The 19,216-nt window shown below is 55.2% G+C and carries 18 protein-coding genes; 7 read left to right on the top strand and 11 right to left on the bottom strand.

Annotated features, from left to right (window positions below):
* Positions 1-3 precede the first annotated feature (3 nt).
* From CJD38_RS16595 to CJD38_RS16575, 5 genes are all read left to right on the top strand, one after another.
* Entirely contained in the window at positions 4-1,095 is a 1,092-nt protein-coding gene (locus tag CJD38_RS16595; protein WP_107941499.1) for an XdhC family protein, read from the top strand.
* Positions 1,096-1,257: 162 nt separating this feature from the next.
* Complete coding sequence (locus CJD38_RS16590; protein WP_161554272.1) at positions 1,258-3,198, top strand: pyrroloquinoline quinone-dependent dehydrogenase; 1,941 nt, start codon at positions 1,258-1,260, stop codon at positions 3,196-3,198.
* Between the two features lie 6 nt (positions 3,199-3,204).
* Positions 3,205-3,801, top strand: coding sequence for a nucleotidyltransferase family protein (locus CJD38_RS16585; protein ID WP_107941497.1), 597 nt, complete (start codon positions 3,205-3,207; stop codon positions 3,799-3,801).
* 49 nt (positions 3,802-3,850) lie between these two features.
* Entirely contained in the window at positions 3,851-4,186 is a 336-nt protein-coding gene (locus tag CJD38_RS16580) for a DUF1475 family protein (RefSeq protein WP_107941496.1), read from the top strand.
* A 21-nt stretch (positions 4,187-4,207) separates the two neighbouring features.
* Positions 4,208-4,480: a DUF2277 domain-containing protein gene (locus CJD38_RS16575; RefSeq protein WP_107941495.1), complete on the top strand. Its 273-nt coding sequence runs from the start codon at positions 4,208-4,210 to the stop codon at positions 4,478-4,480.
* Positions 4,481-4,597: 117 nt separating this feature from the next.
* Here CJD38_RS16575 and CJD38_RS16570 read toward each other — a convergent pair whose 3' ends face one another.
* The 7 genes from CJD38_RS16570 to CJD38_RS16540 form a co-directional block, all read right to left on the bottom strand.
* A complete protein-coding gene (locus tag CJD38_RS16570; RefSeq protein ID WP_107941494.1) occupies positions 4,598-6,289 on the bottom strand; it encodes a class I adenylate-forming enzyme family protein in 1,692 nt (563 codons plus the stop codon).
* Positions 6,289-7,476: an FAS1-like dehydratase domain-containing protein gene (locus CJD38_RS16565; RefSeq protein WP_107941493.1), complete on the bottom strand. Its 1,188-nt coding sequence runs from the start codon at positions 7,474-7,476 to the stop codon at positions 6,289-6,291. Before CJD38_RS16565 ends, CJD38_RS16570 begins: the two co-directional genes overlap by 1 nt.
* 239 nt (positions 7,477-7,715) lie before the next feature.
* The gene (acuI, locus tag CJD38_RS16560) at positions 7,716-8,699 is read right to left on the bottom strand and encodes an acrylyl-CoA reductase (NADPH) (protein WP_107941492.1); all 984 of its coding nucleotides are present in this window, start codon (positions 8,697-8,699) and stop codon (positions 7,716-7,718) included.
* A 235-nt stretch (positions 8,700-8,934) separates the two neighbouring features.
* Positions 8,935-9,597: a glutathione S-transferase family protein gene (locus CJD38_RS16555; RefSeq protein WP_107941491.1), complete on the bottom strand. Its 663-nt coding sequence runs from the start codon at positions 9,595-9,597 to the stop codon at positions 8,935-8,937.
* Between the two features lie 235 nt (positions 9,598-9,832).
* On the bottom strand, positions 9,833-10,966 hold the full coding sequence (locus CJD38_RS16550; RefSeq protein WP_161554271.1) for a DUF3047 domain-containing protein: 1,134 nt from the start codon (positions 10,964-10,966) through the stop codon (positions 9,833-9,835).
* Positions 10,967-11,092: 126 nt separating this feature from the next.
* The gene (locus CJD38_RS16545) at positions 11,093-11,512 is read right to left on the bottom strand and encodes a hypothetical protein (protein ID WP_206363049.1); all 420 of its coding nucleotides are present in this window, start codon (positions 11,510-11,512) and stop codon (positions 11,093-11,095) included.
* Between the two features lie 82 nt (positions 11,513-11,594).
* A complete protein-coding gene (locus CJD38_RS16540) occupies positions 11,595-12,344 on the bottom strand; it encodes a lytic transglycosylase domain-containing protein (protein WP_107941488.1) in 750 nt (249 codons plus the stop codon).
* A gap of 197 nt (positions 12,345-12,541) precedes the next feature.
* Between CJD38_RS16540 and CJD38_RS16535 the strand changes: the two genes are divergently transcribed.
* Together CJD38_RS16535 and CJD38_RS16530 are read left to right on the top strand one after the other, a co-directional pair.
* Positions 12,542-13,192 (top strand): DUF305 domain-containing protein, encoded by a 651-nt coding sequence (locus CJD38_RS16535; protein WP_161554270.1) that lies wholly within the window; start codon positions 12,542-12,544, stop codon positions 13,190-13,192.
* A 36-nt stretch (positions 13,193-13,228) separates the two neighbouring features.
* Positions 13,229-14,623, top strand: a complete 1,395-nt coding sequence (locus tag CJD38_RS16530) for an LVIVD repeat-containing protein (protein ID WP_107941486.1) — start codon at positions 13,229-13,231, stop codon at positions 14,621-14,623.
* Positions 14,624-14,727: 104 nt separating this feature from the next.
* Here CJD38_RS16530 and CJD38_RS16525 read toward each other — a convergent pair whose 3' ends face one another.
* The 4 genes from CJD38_RS16525 to CJD38_RS16510 form a co-directional block, all read right to left on the bottom strand.
* Positions 14,728-15,870: a sulfotransferase family protein gene (locus tag CJD38_RS16525; protein ID WP_107941485.1), complete on the bottom strand. Its 1,143-nt coding sequence runs from the start codon at positions 15,868-15,870 to the stop codon at positions 14,728-14,730.
* The gene (locus tag CJD38_RS16520; protein ID WP_161554269.1) at positions 15,867-16,685 is read right to left on the bottom strand and encodes an SDR family NAD(P)-dependent oxidoreductase; all 819 of its coding nucleotides are present in this window, start codon (positions 16,683-16,685) and stop codon (positions 15,867-15,869) included. Before CJD38_RS16520 ends, CJD38_RS16525 begins: the two co-directional genes overlap by 4 nt.
* Before the next feature lie 162 nt (positions 16,686-16,847).
* Entirely contained in the window at positions 16,848-18,086 is a 1,239-nt protein-coding gene (locus CJD38_RS16515) for an alkyl sulfatase dimerization domain-containing protein (protein WP_107941483.1), read from the bottom strand.
* Positions 18,083-19,105 carry a zinc-dependent alcohol dehydrogenase gene (locus CJD38_RS16510; protein ID WP_107941482.1) on the bottom strand — a complete coding sequence of 341 codons (1,023 nt, stop codon included), beginning with the start codon at positions 19,103-19,105 and terminating at the stop codon, positions 18,083-18,085. Before CJD38_RS16510 ends, CJD38_RS16515 begins: the two co-directional genes overlap by 4 nt.
* Positions 19,106-19,216: the final 111 nt, after the last annotated feature.

The following is a 19,216-nucleotide window of genomic DNA, read 5'->3' as shown; positions in this document are numbered from 1 at the left end:
ACCATGAGCTCGCACGAATTCGCCGATCTTGTTGCAGGTCTTGATGAGCTCAAGAGCAGCGGCTTTGCGGGCGGCGCTGCACTGGCAACGCTGGTGCGCACCAATGGCTCCGTGTTCCGTCGTGCAGGCACGCGCATGCTCGTGCATGGTGATGGCCGCATCGTTCGCGGCATCTCGGCTGGCTGTCCTGAAGCAGATATTGTTGAGCGCGCACGCGAAGTCATCATTGCTGGCGAAGCCAAACTGCTGCAATACGATCGTGAACATGGCTACGACGCATTGATGGAACTCGGCTGCGGCGGTGAAATGGAAGTGCTGCTGGAGCCATTGAAGAGCGCCGATGACCTGCGCTTTGCTGATGCCGCAGCACACTGCTTGCAAACACGCACGCAAGGAACGTTGATGACGGTCTTCGCGGCTGAAGGTCGTTGCATGCCACAACCACGTCGCTTGCTGTGGAGCGAACGTTTGGTTCTTGATGAACTGAATAATCCTCGCAACGCCGATGCCGTTTTGTCACAAGCACTCTCAGGCACGACCAGCAATGCGGCACGTCTTGATGAAGTCAGCACCAGCGACGGCCGCATACAAGTACTCGTCGAAAAACTGGAAGCGCCAATCCGTCTCGTACTGATCGGCATCAACACGACAACTATTGCGCTCGCAAATATGGCGCGCGGTCTGGGCTGGAGTGTGCAACTGATTGATCATCGCGACGACACACCTGTTTCAGCGATTCCGCCAGGCGCTAGTCTCTTGTGCGCTAATGCAGCGAAGATGGAGAAACTTCTCCGCTTCGATACGCGCACTGCCGTACTAGTAATGACACACAACCTCGAACGCGATCTCGAATACCTGCACATCTTGCGCTCTCAGCCACTGCTCTACTTAGGCGCCGTGGGTTCACGCACTCGCGCAGAGAAAATGCGCAGTGCGATTGGCGCCACACGTACACCTTTATGCGCGCCCGCCGGTCTCGACATCGGTTCAGAGACGCCAGAAGAAATTGCTTTATCGATCGCGGCTGAAATCCAGGGCGCGGTTTACGGACGTAAGGGTGAGCGCTTGAGTTACGGCGCTGGGCCGATTCATTAAGAAGGTTTTGATTCGAATTCGAGTAACAAAAGTATTTTCTGTCATCCCGAGCGTAGCGAGGGATCTTGCCTTAACGCTCTCAGATACGAGCAACAGCGAGATTCCTCACGATGTTCGGAATGACAAAGACCAATGACCAAAGTAACAAGGGGAGATCGCTTCATGGGCATCCGCCTACCGATGTACCGCCAGCTTCTGGCGCTAACGCTCGCAAGCGTTACGTTCTGCGTGGGCGCAGCCAGCCCGGAAGAACAGCTCAGCACCAAGTACTCGCCGCTCCAGCAGATCAACAAGAGCAATGTGGCGCAGCTCGAAAAGGCTTGGGAGTATCACACCGGCGAAGCGCCGCCAAAGAAAGCGGGCAAGAACCTGATCGCCTTTGAAGATCAGCCAACAATGATCGAAGGCAATCTTCTGGTCTGCACCACCACGCGTCGTGTGATTGCACTGGATCCTGCCACCGGCAAACAGCGCTGGATCTTCGACCCGAAAGATCCCAAAGTCGGCATGCAGAAATGCCGCGGCGTTTCGCACTGGGTCGATGAAAAAGCGGCCGCTGGCTCGCACTGCAAATCACGCATCCTGATGGGCACCACCAGCTATCGCTTGGTGGCCTTCGATGCGAAAGACGGAAAAGCCTGTGCAGGCTTTGGCGTGAAAGGTTCGGTGCAAATGCCAATCAGCGAACCGCAGATCATGCCGGGCGAAGTGGTCGCTGGCTCAAGACCTGCGATCGTTAACGGTGTTGTTGTTGTTGGCTCCGCTGTTGCTGACAACCAGCGCGTCAGCGCGCCGAGTGGTCGCGTATTGGCTTATGACGCACGCACCGGCAAATTCCTCTGGGAGTTTGATCCGATCCCACGCGATGAAAAAGATCCTGCGTATAAAACTTGGGCCAATGGCACCAAAGGTTTTGGCGCTGGCAACGTGTGGGCAAATATGTCTGTCGATAACAAACTCGACCTCGTCTATCTGCCAACCACCAGCCCATCGGGTGACTTCTACGGCGCGGGCCGCGCTGGCGATAATCGCTACACCTCGTCGATCGTTGCGCTGCATGGCAAGACCGGCAAGGTCGCATGGCACTTCCAGTTCATTCATCACAACGTCTTCGACTACGACACACCTTCTGAGCCGCTGTTGATCGATTGGAAGAAAGCTGACGGCACAACCGTGCCTGCGCTGGTGCAGAACAATAAGACCGGCCTCATCTTCGTCTTCAATCGCGCAACCGGCGAACCATTGGTGCCGATTGAAGAACGTAAAGTTCCGCAGACCGGGGTTGTTGCCGGCGACGTACTTTCACCCACGCAGCCTTTCCCTGTCGGCATGCCGACGCTGGTCAAGCACGGCTTCTCACCGGATGACGCTTGGGGCTTTACGCCGATTGATCGTTGGCTGTGCAAACGCAAAATCGAAGCGCTCAACTACGGCCCAAGCTTCACGCCTCCAAGCCTGAAGGGCACGATCTTCTCGCCCTCCGTCGGCGGCGGCCCTAACTGGGGCGGCGGCGCTTACGATGCGGCGAGCGGCATCATGGTTGTACCGTCCAACCGCGTACCAACGATCGTATCGCTCGTACCGATCGAGAAAGTTCCACCTGGCGCTGGCGACACGATTGAACTCGGCGGACCGATGATGTTCCCCGCGAAAGGATCACGTTACGCCTACCAGATCCAGCCCTTACTCTCACCGCTCGGCGCACCATGCTCAGCACCACCATGGGCCACGCTCACTGCAGTTGATATCGCGAAGAAGAAAATTGTTTGGGAAGTGCCACTCGGCAGCATCGAAAACATGATGCCGGTTAAACCACCTGCATCGCTGTTCGACGCCAACCTCGGCACGCCAGGCGCTGGTGGCCCGCTCGTGACCGCAGGCGGACTCGTGTTCATCGGCTACACGCTCGACAACGCCATCCGCGCTTTCGATCTCGCGACCGGCAAAGTGTTGTGGCAGTCGCCACTGCCCGCCGCAGGCACCGCAGTGCCGATCACTTATGAAGAAGGCGGCAAGCAATACGTTGTCATCGCTGCAGGTGGTCACACCATGTACGGTTCGACCACGGGTGACTCCGTTGTCGCTTACCGTCTCAAGCGCTGAGTTTCTTTGAGTCGTATCTGCATTGTTTTGTTAGCGGCTGGTAACTCCAGCCGCTTCGGCAGTCCAAAGTTGCTGTCACCACTAGGTGACAGCACTTTGATTGGCCACGCCGCACAAGCAGCACTGCAAACCGGCGCTCCGCTGATTGTTGTCACCGGCGCCTACACAGAAAAGATCAGCGCCGCACTTAAAGGCATTAACGCTCGGCTCATTCACAACAGTGATTGGGAAGAAGGCATGGGCAAATCCATCGCCACCGCGTTCAGTGATTTACTGAACGACGCGAATGTCTTCGACGCCGCGATTGTTTGTCCCGCAGATATGCCACTAATTGGTGCCGCACAGTTTCAACGCTTGATTAATGCGCATCAGCAATCACCACAACGCATCATCGTCTCTGATCTTGGCGAAGCACAGGGCCCACCTTGCCTGTTCCCGCGCCATTACTTTGAAGAACTCGCGCAGTTGCGCGGCCCACAAGGCGCACGCACTTTATTGAAAGAACACAAAGCAGAAATCACCAGTATCGCAATGCCAGAAGCGGCGATGGATATTGATACCCCGAATGATTACGCTCGCCTACAAAATCGTAGGATGGGTTGAAGCGAAGCAAAACCCAGCAACGCAGCCGACAATTTAATAGGAAACATCCATGAACCTACTCCGCGGATTTCTGATCATAGGCTGGCTGCTTCTAGTCGCAATCACCTTCCACGCCATCAACACCCTAGGCCTCGATAGCGCCAAAGTATTCTTCGACGACTTCGCCCACGCCTGGCGTGCACAGTTCTACACCGACTTCTTACTACACGTACTCCCCATCACCGCCTGGGTCTTCTGGCGTGAGCCTTCTAAAATAACTGGAATGCTATGCGCCGTCGGCACAACATTCGGCGGAGTGTTCACGTTGATGTATTTGTTGATCACAACATTCAGAGAACAAGGTGATATTCGGCGTGTGTTGTTGGGCAAGCACTACACAAGCTAGCCAAAGAGTCGGAGAGATTTCATGTGCAGAAATATCCGGACGCTGTACAACTTTGATCCACCCGCAACTGAAGACGAGATACGCGCTTCTGCCTTGCAGTTTGTTCGCAAGCTCAGTGGATTCAATCAGCCTTCGAAGATCAACGAAGCGGCATTCAATCAGGCAGTTGAACAGGTTAGTGAAGCGGCCCGCACGTTAATCAGCTCGCTTGTGACCTTGGCGCCGCCAAGGGATCGTGAAATTGAGAAAGCCAAAGCAGCAGTGTTATCAGCGAAGCGCTTTGGCACGCAGTGACGGGCTTACGTAGTAAACGTAGGGTGGGTTAGCGCAGCGTAACCCACCATCTTTTCTTTGCGCGGCGGTGGCGGGTTACGCTGCGCTAACCCGCCCTACTTCAGGACGCGGAATTTTTTAAGCACTGAGCCGCTCCGCCACAAGCTTGCGCAGTTCATCAGACTTCACCTTGCCATTCCCCGTCACCGCCATCTCTTCTTCATCCAAGATCAAGAAGCGGCGTGGGATTTTGAAGCTGGCTAGTTTTTCTTTTAGGAATGCACGCAGATCATCTTCTGCGATCTGTACGCCGTCGTGCGGCACGATGCAGCCGACGGCCATTTCGCCCAGCGTGTCATGTGGAATGCCAACGGTCTGTACACGTTTTGCACCGGGATAGAGAACGAGTACGGCGTCAATTTCTAGCGGTGAAATATTCGCGCCGCCGGTCTTGATGATTTCGGTGAGGCGGCCTTCCCAATACAGGCGGCCGACTTCATCAACGTAGCCGCCATCGCCTGTGCGGTAATAGCCTTCGCTGTCGAACGCTTCTTCGGGCTTCTTGCCGATGTAGCCCTTCATCAACGTGGGGCCTTTGATGCAAAGCTCGCCGCGTTCGCCAATTGGAACCACGACGCCCGTCATTGGATCAATGACCTTCAGCGTATTGCCGGGCAGTGGAACACCGGCACTACCGGCGTACTGTTCGTCAGACGTTTTAGCGGTATACGACGTCGCCGCCGTCATCGTCTCGGTGGTGCCGAACGTCATTGGCAATCGCCAGTCCGTCTTCACTGTGGGATGCGTCAGCATCAGTGCGCTGTTGGTGATGTAGTGCAGGCTGCTGAGATCGGTCGTGCTCCAGTTAGCGCACTCTTGCAGACGCGCCCATTGGTGCGGGCGGCCCATCAAGAAGTTGATGCGTTCGCTCTGTATCACCGTGAGCACTTCTTCCGGATCAAACACGGGTTGGATAATTACTGCGCCGCCAGTCGAGAGTGCAACGCCAACGACCATCGTGATGTTGGCAGACCAGAAGAATCCGTTGCCTGTCCAGCTACGAACATGGCCTTCAACGCTCATCACACGCGGCCAGCGCCACCATTGGATGGCGAAGGCTTGTTGGGTGTGCAGAATTCCTTTCGGCAGACTCGTGGTGCCGGAGGAGAAGAACAAACCACCTGCATCTGTCGGCGTTACTGATGCTGAAAGTGCGTCAACGATTGTTTCAGGAACATCGCGTCCCTTCGCAAGAAAACTATTCCATGTCTCGAAGCAAGCAGCCTTCAGATCATCTTCAACGTTTGGGCCCGTTACAGAATCCAAACGAACGATATGACGCAGGGAAGGAAACTTCGCAGACTTTAACTGCCCAGCAGCAGCCGTTTTAATCTGCGGTTCAAGATCGGCAAGCACCGCGCCGAAATCTTTCTTAAGCACGCGGCCATCAAACAACAGAACAGAAGCTTCAGACGCGCTGAGCAAATGCTCAAGCTCCGCCGAGGTTGAAAACGTGCTGAGCGCAACTGAGACACCACCCGCCAAGCCCGTGCCAAACAAGGCAGACAGATACTCAAGACGATTGGTCATCATGATGCCAACGCGACTGCCCTTGCCGACACCGCAAGCAATCAGCGCTTTTGCAACTTCAAAAGATTTTTGCCACAGCGTCTCGTACGTCCAACGCTCGACGCCATCGTACGAATACATCACGACCGCTTCGCTCTTGGCGTAGCGTGATGTGACTTCGCGCAGATAGCCTGGAATCGTCAACGAGCCCATACCGGGCTCGTCTTTCAGCGGAATACCGTGGACGATCGACTGAGACATTAGTACGGCAGCTGAATTTCAGCAGTGCCCTTGAGAATCTTCTCCCCGCTTTGCGTGCTCATCGTCACTTCAACCACGACAACCGAGCAGCCGTAAGCCGAGTTCACGTGCTTGTCGACAACCTCGCCGTCGATGAAGGTGATATCGCCTTCAAACGCTGGGCTGCGGAATTGTGTCTTCGAATGCCAGACAAAACCTTCGTGGCCCGCCCAGTAAGAAACATAATCAATCTGCCAAGCGTTCATCGAAGCGCCATAGCCATACATGCCGCCCATACCGATGTTGGTGGCCTTCTCAAGATTAACGTGGCCGCTTGAAGGGCCGTAATACAAACCGTCACCTTGGCGTGGATCTATCTTGCGTGCTTCGTGATCGTAGGTCATGTCTTTAGCAAAACCAGCGTCTTGCTTCGCAGGATCAACCTGACCTTCCGGCACGTTCCAACGCCAAGTACCCCAGATGTTCTGGCGGAACGAGCGATATTCAGTAACGAAGGTTGCGATGGAGTGCGGACCAATCACGCGACGCGGCAACTTGTCACCGACTTTAACGTCACCAAACTTCGGCGAACGTCCTTCACGATTGGACAGGATCCAGTCGTAACGAATCTTGTGAAGCTCGGCGAGCTCCTGCTTGTCCCAACGCTTTGGAGACGCTTTCTCTTTGCCGTAAACCTTACGCTTGTTAGCTTCTTCAATCAGATAACGAATTGCAGTTGCACGCTCGCGCGCAACCAACACGCCATCCTGATTGCGATGTTCTGTGTCACCGCGCGAGAACACCGTTGGCCCACCAAAGCTGGTGTCCTTAACATCGTAACCATCGAAGCGACGCTTCTGAAATAACTTGTCGCCGGGACGAATCGGCGCGCCGAAGAACCACCACTCTTCGCCACCGAAGATCAGATGGCTTCCTGGAATCTTGCCAACGCCTGCAGGATGGCAGCCATGACCATAGTCCATCGCAACAGCAAATGATTGCGGAGCAACGATGCCGCCGAAGCGCGACTTGTGTGCGAACTCGTGATCCCAATGGATCGGGTTCGGATAATCCATCGCCATGACCCAGCGACGGATATCGGTGGCGTTGCAAGGGTCCCACAGTTCAGCAAAGACAACTGGCTTGCCGACCCACTTATCGAGATCGCTCAGATCGAGCTGCGCCACAACGTCTTTCTCAGCACTCATTTCAATTACCCTTGTTACACAAACTGGATATTTAATAAACCGAAAATCGCTTACACGTCTTTGTCATTCCGAACGCAGTGAGGAATCTTGCCGTAAATCTCGTTCCCGAAACCAAAGCAAGATTCCTCACGTTGTTCGGAATGACAAATGGGTTCGGATCAACAAATTAGCTCGGAATAACAGAAGGCCTGCGCTCCTCCCCAGGAGCGCAGGCCTTGGTCAAGCCCCCTTGCAGCTCCTTACTTATTCACATTCACCAGAATACGCCCTCTCACCTTGCCTGCAATCAGGTCAGCGGCTGCAACGACACTCTGTTCAAGACTTACTTCCGTCGCAATCAAGTCGAGCGCTGCTGCGTCGATATCGCTGGCCAAACGAGCCCATGCTTTCAAGCGACGCGCCTTAGGTGCCATCACGCTATCAATGCCGAACAGCGTTACGCCGCGCAGAATGAAAGGGGCAACCGAAGCAGGCAGATCCATGCCACCAGCAAGGCCGCATGCGGCAACAGCGCCGCCGTAACGGGTCTGTGCGCAGGCATTCGCGAGTGTGTGGCTGCCAACGGCATCCACAACACCAGCCCAACGTTCTTTCTGCAGTGGCTTGCCAGCAGCGCCGAGTTCAGCGCGATCAATCACTGACGTTGCGCCGAGCTTCTTGAGGTAATCGGCTTCAGAAGCTTTACCCGTTGCAGCCACAACATTGAAACCCAACTTGCTCAACAGCGCGATTGCCACGCTGCCAACGCCACCAGTTGAACCGGTGACCAGAATTTCGCCCTGCTCTGGTTTCACGCCATGAGCAATCAGCGCTTCAACGCAAAGCGCAGCGGTGTAACCCGCCGTGCCAATCGCCATCGCCTGACGGCTGCTGAAAGCTTTAGGCAACGGCACCAGCCATTCGCCTTTAACGCGTGCTTTCTGCGCCAGACCACCCCAATGCGATTCGCCCACGCCCCAACCATTGAGCACAACCTTGTCGCCGACTTTCCAGTCTGGATTCGAGCTGGCGCTGACGGTGCCAGCGAGGTCGATACCAGGCACCATCGGGAACTTGCGAACAACCGGCGACTTGCCAGTAATCGCCAAGCCTTCTTTGTAATTCAACGTCGAATATTCGACGTCGACGGTTACATCGCCTTCAGGCAGCTGCGCTTCGTCGAGCTTGGTCAGTTCGACCGTTTGGCCAGCTTCGTTTTTATTGATCAGGATTGCAGAGAACATTGGGGGTCATCATCCGGTTGGGTACGTATTGATTTTAGGTCGACGCGCACAGGGCATCCCTGCAACTTCTGCGAGGCGATAGACATTTGGCGCATAGCTTGTCGTAGGGATGGAATATCTCGCCTTATGGCCCGCAACTTAGGCCAAAACGCGGAAGGCGGGATGCTCCCGCCCTACGGAACTGTATGTAGGGCGGGAGCATCCCGCCTTCCGCGATCTTATCCAGCAACCTCGCTCAATCCCGATCGGGTGCACCAAGCGGAAAGTAAGCACGAAACGGCCGCGCCTCATCCACTGCACGCGCAACAGACGGACGCGCCAGCAAGCGTGCACGGTAAGCGCTCAGCACTGGATACTTTTCCGGGATTTGATACGTCCAATCTGCATAGAACAGCGACGGCGCAGCAGCACAATCAGCGAGTGTGAAATCCGCGCCCGCAGCCCACGTCTTTCCAGTTAGATGTTCTTCAAGCCATGCGTAAGCAAGCTCAAGTTTTTCTGTTGCAAGCGTCAATCCTTCCTGACGCTTCACCGGATCACCCGTCAGCGCGCCATTCACAGCAAGCTGCATCATGTTCATCACATGCAGATCGAAGAAACGATCGAGGAAGCGCACATCCAACGCCGCCATCGGCTCTTCAGGCAACAAACGTAGCGGGCCTGCATGTGTGAGCTGTAGATACTCGATGATGATGCTGGTCTCGGCGATGTTGCGATTACCATCGACCAACACTGGGAATTTGCGTAGAGACCAGCGGCTCAACCAATCCGTCGTGTGCTTCGCCTCATTCGGATCGCCAACACAGCGAAATTCAAATTGCGTGTTGTTCTCGTACAAAGCGATCAGCACTTTTTGTGTGTACGAAGAAAAGGGATGACCGTAGATGACCAGTGACATTGGGCTGCTCCTGATTCAGACCACAGGGGCTAGCTTAGCGAAAGCTTGGGACTTTATCTTTTGTTTTTCTTGTCATTCCCGCGTAGGCGGGAATCCAGTTTTAGCTCGACCTAAGAGTTGCAAGACAACTGGATTCCCGCCTACGCGGGAATGACGGCAATTGTAGGGTGCGCCGTGCGCACGGCTTTATGCTCCTGGCAAGAACTGCTGGTGCGCACGGCGCACCCTACGACAGCTAGGCTCTGACTGGCACCACGCCCTCAGCATCCGAAATCGTAATATCACGATAAAAACAACGCCCTTCACCACGCTGAAACGCTGTATTAGCAATAAGCCACACAGCAACAATATTCTTCGGCGGCACACCACCAATGGCTCGCTCGTAATCGGCCAACAGCGATCGACGTTCACTCAGCCATTCACCCAGCTGCTGCGTGCCGCTACGCACCACCCAGTGTGTTTCGCGTTGATCCCACCAAGGCAGCGGGCACTGAAAAATGGTGTCGACCGGCAAGGCACAGCTCCACATCCACGTCAGATCCAATCCGTTATCAAACTCAACTGCAATCGACAGATAGTCGTGCGTAGGTGGAATGTGTTCGGGCAATGCAGACGGCAATTGCTCCACCAACCATTCCCAACTCAGGCTCGTGTCCGCAGTCAGCGGTCGACGAAGGGGAAACTGCACGATGCCCACATCGCCACGCGTGTGACAGCAAAGTTCGTGGCCATCGTTATGCGGCCGATAAATTTCGCCCTGCCCCAAGCGCCACAAATAATTCCAACCTTTCGGCGGCAACACTGGATTGCGTAATCGATCCAGCAATGGAGCGAACAAAGAAGGTGCAGCCAATGCGGCTTCAGCAAGACTTTCATCCAGAGATTCACGCCACTGAATAACAGCAACACGATAACCACCTGCGAGCGGCGTGCGCGATAACGCTTTCTCGAAGCGACCCACTTGATCAGCAAACTCGCCCGGCGGCTTGGAGGTAAAACAGAGTCGCCCACCGTTTGTCGTCACGACGCTAAAACCCGTATCAACAATTTTCTCTAGCGGCGCGTCGCCTACGCGAAACCACAAGCCCACCTTGGGCGTGATGGCGACATCAAACGCGCGCGAGACATAGACCAAACCTTCTGCCAACAAACTGATGCGAGCACCGGGTGCTAAATCCAATTCACTGTCCGTCCAAATATCGCCGCCAGATTTAACCTCAACCCAATCACAACGCAGAATGAATTTGCTGAGTTGTTCCACCACAGGATTGAGTTGCGCCTGTAGCTCGCCCGCCGCTTGACTAGACGCACCACCGCGCAAGCGATGCAGCAGTCGCGCGCCCATGAAGCGCAAAGTTGTAGAGAGCACCGAGGGAGCATTGCGAACAGGCATGAGCAGTGGCCGTATTGGGAGTGGCCACCTGAGCATAGATCACAAGAAATAAAAGCAACCTACCCCTTAGGAATAGGCAGTACTACGTGCGAGATGCGGAAACTAATTCTGAAGTTTCATGCACTGCCTGCGGCTCGTGCGGCTGACCTGCAGATTGACTATTAATTTCTCTATTGGCTGCGTCAGCGGCGACTCGACGAATTTGAAATTATTCATGCCGCGTAAATATTCCTTCGCACAGGCATCAGGCCAAGGATCAAGCACGGTCACGCGTTGCACATAACCGGATACATCAACAAACAGTTCAACACGCACAGGGCTCGCGGTTTGGCACCACGATGCATCAACCTTGGCATTGAAAGGGAATTTGGCGAGCGTGACCGTCGGCACTGAAGGATCAACCGCAGGCGTCTGAGTCAAAGCGTAGCTGTCACTCTGATAACAACCCTTAACGCAGCCGCTCAGCGACAAGACGATGAAGAGTCCGAGTAAGTAAGCTTGAGGACGAATTTTCAAATGCATGCCCTCCTTGGTCTGCTTAACATCGTAGGGTGGGTAGAGTGCAACGAAACCCACCGTTTTTATTGATGCAGCAATCGCGCGATCAGCTCTTGGATTGCTTCACTTTAACCGTGCTATTCACGCGGTACTCCGCGATCACGCGCTGCACATAGCTTCTAGTCTCAGCATATGGCGGAATGCCGCGATACGAATCGACAGCCGCAGGGCCAGCGTTGTAGGCGGCGATTGCAAGACGCGTATCGTTCTTGAAGCGCCCGAGTAGATGGCTCAAGTAACGCGCACCGCCAGCAATATTCTGGTCAGCATCAAAGCTGTCACGCACACCCATCTGTGTTGCCGTTGCTGGCATCAGCTGCATCAAACCTTGCGCACCAGCGCGCGAGACAGCCTTTGGATCGAAGCAGGACTCAACACGCATCACCGCACGCACCAGCGCAGCCGGTACACCATGCGCTTTTGCGTGCTTGGTCACCATCGCCTGCCATTGTTGCGCGCGCTGTTCCAAAACTTCTTTGGTCACGCCTTGGCATGACGCGGCCCAACCCACCAGGCCTTCTTTATTGGCAGTGACAGACATATCTGAAAACGATGTCGGCGTGATGCCTGCGGAGGAACGTGGCTCACCAGAACCGGGGCGAATCACGGTGTATTCGACGTTAGCTGCGGGCTTGCGATCAGAGTAAACGGGCATGCCGTTTTCTTTGTAAAGATAGAGCGTCAGCGGCTCAGCCAGCGCCTGAAAGCTCATCACACCGAGCACAGCAAAAGCCGCCGCACGCAGTGCAGCAAGCCAATGTGTCCGCCGTTTAAAGGTACTGTGTAACTCTCCCATGGGTGGCACTTTAACAGGGGTCTCGCCAACCGAGAAATGGGAAAATGGCCCCCGAGCTTCCAACAGGGTCATTCGCAGCCTCTTACCCCCATAAGAACGCGCTTATGACCTTAGGTGCACATTCGCCCGCTTCGTTGCGGCATATCCACAGCTTTCAAGTAAAACAGATGCCAAATGTAAACAGCCGTTCTCCGTTTATGTCCCTGCGAATCATCGCCTCAGCCCTCATTGTGTTGGCGCTCGCCGCTGCCGGTGGCGTGGCCTACAAGCAATTGCGCGAGATGAAATCTGCGCAAGCTGCAACAACAGCCACTGCAATCGACATTGGCTTTGCACAGTCCATGCACGCGCATCATCAACAAGCCATCTGGATGTCACAGCTGCTGCTTGATGGCAGACCCACACAACTCCCACTGCTCGCCAAATCCATCATCAATAGTCAGCTGATCGAAATGGGCGAGATGCGCGGCTGGTTGAATTTGTGGCAACAACCGCTGCAGTCCACATCGCAAAGCATGAACTGGATGCTACTTGGCGATACAGCGCCTGATCCTGAACTCACGCGCTACCTGCTCGCTTGCAAAAACTCCAAGACGGGCATGGTGGGCCTGGCCACCAGTGAAGATATGAATCGTCTACGCACACTCGATGGCCGTGCGCGCGACGAGCTTTTTTTAAATCTGATGCTCGTACATCACGAAGGCAGTTTGCCAATGGCGAAGTTCGCCGCGGCGCAGTCAAAGCTTCCTGCTGTACGCAACCTTGCTGTCCGTATCGCGATGGATCAATCCGAAGAGATTGGCCTCATTAAGAGAATGATTAATGCACTGGCAGCAAAGCCGCATTAAATAAACAACGGCATAAAAATATGGGGGAGAGAATTCATGGCTGTCACAAGAAATTTCTGGTGCGCGGGTTCTGCCGTGCTACTCGTGATCACGCTGGCCGCATGCAGTCGCAGCGACGCGCCCTCATCCTCTGATCTCACAACACCCAAAGCAGTCTGCGGCCCCGGCTCTCGACCAGAAACCGGCATGCAAGGACGTACCACCGCAGAAGAACGCGCCAGCGGCCGCGCAGCGCAGGGCTATACCTGCAATACCGAACTGGTCGGCTCCTTCACGGTTCCGAATCCAGACACACCGGTTGCAGGCTACAAAGTACAGCGCTACGTCGATAAGTCCGGCCGCGAATGCGCGTATTACGACACCACCACTTTGTTTCCCAGCAACATCCTTAACGAGAGCCTTGGCGTCAACGTGATCGACATGAGCGATCCAGCGCATCCCGTCGTGACCAAGCGCCTGCAATCACTGGCGATGTTGTCGCCGCATGAATCACTCGTCGTGTCGCAAGAAGCCGGCCTACTCGCCGCGGTGATGGGCAATCTCGTACTCGCGCCCGGCTTTGTAGATGTGTATGACATCTCCGAAGATTGCCGCGATCCACAACTTCGGTCTTCTGCATTGGTCGGCGTGTTCGGTCACGAAAGCGGCATGGCACCTGATGGAAAAACGTTCTACTCATCATCAACCGGCACGCCAACACTCACCGCCGTCGACATATCAAAACCATCACAAACATCCACCATCCTCGTCACGCCCTACCAATCACATGGCCTCTCAATCAGCGACGACGGCAACCGCGCCTATCTTGCATCCGGCTACGGCGCCAACACGGGCCTGATCATTCTCGACGTGTCTGACATTCAAGCGCGCAAACCGAATCCACAGGTGCGTGAAGTCTCAAGACTCAACTGGCCCAATAGAAGCATTCCGCAGAACGCGATTCCGTTCAGTCGCAACGGCAAACCTTATTTGTTGGAGATCGACGAATTTTCAGTCGGCGATATTCCTGACATTCCAGCAATCAACGGCCCAACCGTCGGCGCCGCACGCATCATTGATATCAGCGACGAAACAAAGCCCGCCGTCATTTCCGACATTCGTCTAGAAGTGCATGAGCCCAAGAACCGCGCCATCGTTGCCAACGATCCCGAAGCGAATAACATCGTCGGCGGTTACGCAGGCCATTACTGCAACGTCCCCACCCGCGTAAATCCCGACATCGCTGCATGCACCATGATCTTGTCCGGCCTCCGCATCTTCGACATCCGAGACCCACACAAACCGCGTGAAGTGGCTTACTTCAATCCGCCGACAGTAAAAAGCAGCGGCGCAGTGTCGAGTCCATCGTTTGTGCCAGAGCGCAAAGAGATTTGGTTCACCGATCCGAATAGTGGGTTTTATGTGGTGAAGGTTACGAATGGGGCTTGGTGATTTGGATAAAATCCGCGCCTGAACCGTAGGGTGGGTAGAGCGCAGCGAAACCCACCCAACAAAAACTCATCGCTTGTCATTCCCGCCTGCGCGGGAATGACGGCCTAAGATTTGGTTTGGATGGAAAACCTCTCCGAATAATCCCGAAAATGTTTACGCACCCCCTCAGCCGTTAACCCAAACTCCTCTAAGGAATAAACATGCTTGCCATGCTTATCCTTAGGATTCTCAGTCATCAACTTCGTCATCCGCTCTTCAGCCGCAGGCGTAAACGGTTCGTCGAAGTGTTTGTAGAGCTTACGCATCGTGCCAACAGGATCGCGTAGCTGTTCTAAATACTGAATGTCATAAATCGACTTCTCGCCATGCTTTGCGCGATAAGCGTTCTGGCGTTCGATCATCACATCGAAGGTATCCAGCAACACTTTCGCAATCTCGCGCTTGTCGACTTTGTCGCTATACATCGGTCGCACCAGGTTCAGCAGGCCGCAGGCGGAACCGACTACTTCCACTGGATCGCGATGCGTCATCACCAGCTGCGCGTCCGGATATACCGCAGTTAGGTCATTGAGGAACAACGGATGCCAAGGATTCTTCAGCGTCCAACGGCCGCCATTGTTTTCTTGAAGCATTTGCAGCAACTGCTTGTGAAACTCAAAAGCATGGCGATAGCTCGTGCCCATCAGCCAGTCGTGATAACTCGGCACATGGACGATTGAGTCGAAAATTTCTGCGCAGAAAGAAAGCTGCATCGCGTACTGGCATTCGGTTGGACTGTCGGCTTCTTCTAAATGCGCCGCTGCGATCTGTGGCGCGATTTGCAACATCATGCTGAGTAGCTGTCGCTGGGCGCCGCAACGTAGATCGGTAGAGAGTTCACCCTTCTTCGCTGGAGGCGCGGGATTCAACGCTTCCCAGCGCAAGAGACAGCGACGCATCGGGTCTGCGCTCAACAAATTAATCGTAAGCGTGGTGCCGGTGCGTGGGAGGCCGAAGACGAACATTGGTTTTTCGACTGGACGCTGCAGCAGTTCAGGTTTCTTCTTTAGGTAATCCACCATGCGCAGGCGGTTGCACAGAATCGTGTAGAGGTTTTCGCCAAAGCGCATACCGCCTGCAGGTGACAACTGCGCTTCTTCGTTGGCCGCTTTCACCAACACTTCCAAACCTTCGAGCGCCTTGAGTTCACCGAGGTCAGAGAGCTCGGTGGTCTTGCGTGCTTTCTCGATTAGTTGTTCTGCATTCATTTACCAGTCTCCGAATTATTTTTATCTGCGCGCATATCCGCGACGATCTTTTTCATCGCCCCGCCAGTAGCCTTCACGATCCAGCGCCGCGGCAAACGTCGCAGCAGACGGAAGCTCCAGCGATTGAGTGCACCCGGCACTACGCTGGGGCCCTTGCCGAGATGATCGAGGCCAATCTCGGTGACGTCGCGGGCCGGCATGCCCTTGATCTTGAGCTTTCGACTTGCCAGCAGCGGCGTATCGGTGGGCCCGGGCACCACGGTCAACACATCAACGCCGCTACCACTGAATTCACCCCACAGCGCTTCGCCCAGAGAAAGCACATAAGCCTTGCTTGCCGAATAGGCAGCCGAGTACGGCATGCCGGTGAAGGCTTCAACTGAACTCACCAGCACGAATGCGCCACGGTTACGCTTCTTGAAGCGCGGCAGGAAGGCATGAGCCAGCAGCAGGTTAGCGCGGTTATTCACGTCGAGCGTGCGCATGAGATCTGAACGAGACAGATCAGTGAATGCACCCGCAGGGTTGTACGCAGCGTTGCCAACCACCATGCCGACATCACGATCACCACACGCCAGCATCACGCGCTCAATAAAATTGTGGTCAGCCACATCCAGAACCAGCCAGCCACACTCGATGCCGTAACGCTCCTTCACTGCCAAGGCGACGCGATGCAGTTCTTCTTCGCGACGTGCAAGCAGCAATGGCTTCATACCTCGTGCAGCCAAGGCATAGGCGAAGGCTTCACCGATGCCGGAGGAGGCACCAGTAACGATGCCCCACTCGCCATAGCGCTCGCGGAAAGAAGGATTCATATCAAATCTCAACCTTGTCATCCCGAGCGCAGCGAGGGATCTCGCCTTTGCCCTTGATGGCGAGCTTGCCGCTCCTGCGCATCCTGCGCCCGCGGCATACCGTACATCCTGTACATAAAGCAAGATTCCTCACTACGTTCGGAATGACAAAAGAAAAATTCTTCATACAAGCGCCGCTTCAACAGCAGTGATCTCAGACCTCAACCACATCGTCTCACTCAAATTACTGCCACCCGATTCTTTCAACAGCCCCTGCAATGCGTCCTTCTTCACAGCAAGCGCATCAGCCTGCTTGGGCTCAGTTCCCAACGCGATATCCGTTAAATGCAACGCCTCCAAAAACTTCCCGCTCGCCACCTTCTGCTTAGCCCGCGCAGCCAACGCCGCCGCCCCACCTGCAAGCTCAACCAAATCCGCATCAACACTCGAACGCGGCACGCCGTAAAGCGAAGTGGTGGAATCGTGATGGAACCAGCCGGAGTATTCCTCCCAGATAGAACGCACAGCCCATGAAACCTTGCCGTGGAATTCGCCGACCTTCAGTTCATCCGGCAAACGGATTTCACGCATCAGCGTGTGCACATCCTTACCCGCATTCATGCCATCGATAGTGGTCTTGTTCACATAGCTCACCGCCGCATGCAGCTTGTCGAGATCCGCACGAATCTTGTCGGCACCAACAATCGGATCACCATGCCCCGTGATCAACAGCTCCGCGCCGAGATTACGAAGCACATCGAGAGAATGCAGATAACGTTGCACCAAGCGAGGCTTGTCGCCACGCATCGTCACGAGATTCGGAATAGCGAGAAACACTGGCCCCAACAAATTGCCGGTGAAAGCCACACGCTCTTTCGGCAGCCAGACAACGAGTGAATCCAGCGCCTCACCACCAGGCGTCGACAACAACTCAAAACGTCGACCACCCAACTCAAACTCATGACGACGATCCACCGCAATATCCGGCACCACATCAGGCGGTGGCAGCGGATTCGCCGCGCGCTTGATCGTGTTCGCCCACAGCTTGCGTGAGCGTTTGGCCAGATAAGGGCCTAGCTCTTTGAAGTAACGCAAGGTATCGACAAAGCGACGCTCCGCAATAATCTCCGTGCCCTCTTCACGCAGCACCGGCACACCACCGTAGTGATCCGGATGCCCCTGCGTGATGATGATCTTGCGCAAGGCGCCCGTGCGATGCGGCGCGAACAAACGCTTGCTGCGTTCGGCGTTGTCCATAAAGCCGGTGTTCACCAGCACATCGCCTGCACTAGTCGTAACCAGATAAGCGTTGGAAATATCCTTGGCCATGAAGATGAAGTCGTTAATCTTCACTGCCTCTTTCTGCTCATCGCCCGCTTGCACCAGCGAGGCTAGCAGCGGCTTACTTTCTGTCGCGCTCATTTCACAGCCTCATCAAAATTGATCATCACTTTTGCCGAGGCGGGCGTTGCGGCCACGCCGAAGGCATCGATGATTTGGTCGAAGGCAAAGCGATGACTGATCAAGCTGCTGACCTTGTCGCGCAAGCGTGGCAGTGCGGCGATCACGTCTGGCATTTCTGTTGGATAACCCACGGCGGTGGTGATCGTCATTTCAGTTGTCAGCATCGCGCCGAGATCTAGCGGCACTGGCTTGCTGTACGCCGCCGTCACCACCATGCGCGATTGAAACTTAGCCATCTTCACCACGTCAGACAAAATATTCGGTGCGCCTGCGGCATCAATATAGACATCAGTGCCCACCACTTCGCGACTGAACACACGTGCGCTGCCATGCAACTCCAGCAAGCGCGCACGAACATCTTCGCGCGTGGGATCAAACGCAGCGCGTGCGCCGAGTGCTTTAGCGCGGGCCAAACGCTCGGGCGCAAGATCAAGCGCGACAACATCCGTCACACCGCGATCGATCAACCACACAATCATGCCGAGCCCAATCGGCCCACAACCAAACACCACCACCTTGTCACCCGCCTTGGCCTGCGCGCGATTAACGCCGTGCAGTGCAACCGCCAGCGGCTCAGTGAGCGCGGCGACTTCGTAAGGCAAATCTTCTGGAATCGGCAACAAGCTATCGCCCACACGCGCATCACGCACGAGCAGCTCTTCGGTGAACGCACCTTCTGGCCCGCCGCTGCCGATGTAGCTCGGCGTCATCATCGGGTTAATGATCACGCGCTGGCCCACCGTCGCACCCTTCACCTCGCTACCAACAAACGTCACTTCACCCGCCGCTTCATGCCCAATAGGCGTAGTGCCGCCGGGCTTGCGATGAATGCCGCCGACCTTGATGTAAGTGAGATCACTACCGCAGATGCCACAGGCCTTCACCTTCACCACTACATCTTTGGCGCCGGGCTTGGGCGGATCAATCGGGTCGAGTCGGAAATCATCAACGCCGTGAATGTTGAGAACGTGTCCCATAGAAATCTCTCGCAAGTAATTTCGAATCACTAATTTCTTGTCTCCCTCTCCCCACGCTTCTTGTGGGGAGAGGGCCGGGGTGAGGGGCCAACTCAATCAGCTAAGTGCGCA

Origin of the sequence: Stenotrophobium rhamnosiphilum (assembly GCF_003052265.1) — a bacterium.
In the GTDB taxonomy this organism is placed as follows: Bacteria; Pseudomonadota; Gammaproteobacteria; order Nevskiales; family Nevskiaceae; genus Stenotrophobium; species Stenotrophobium rhamnosiphilum.
The sequence above is the reverse complement of the archived record's forward strand: the minus strand, read 5'-3'. Positions and strand labels throughout refer to the sequence as shown.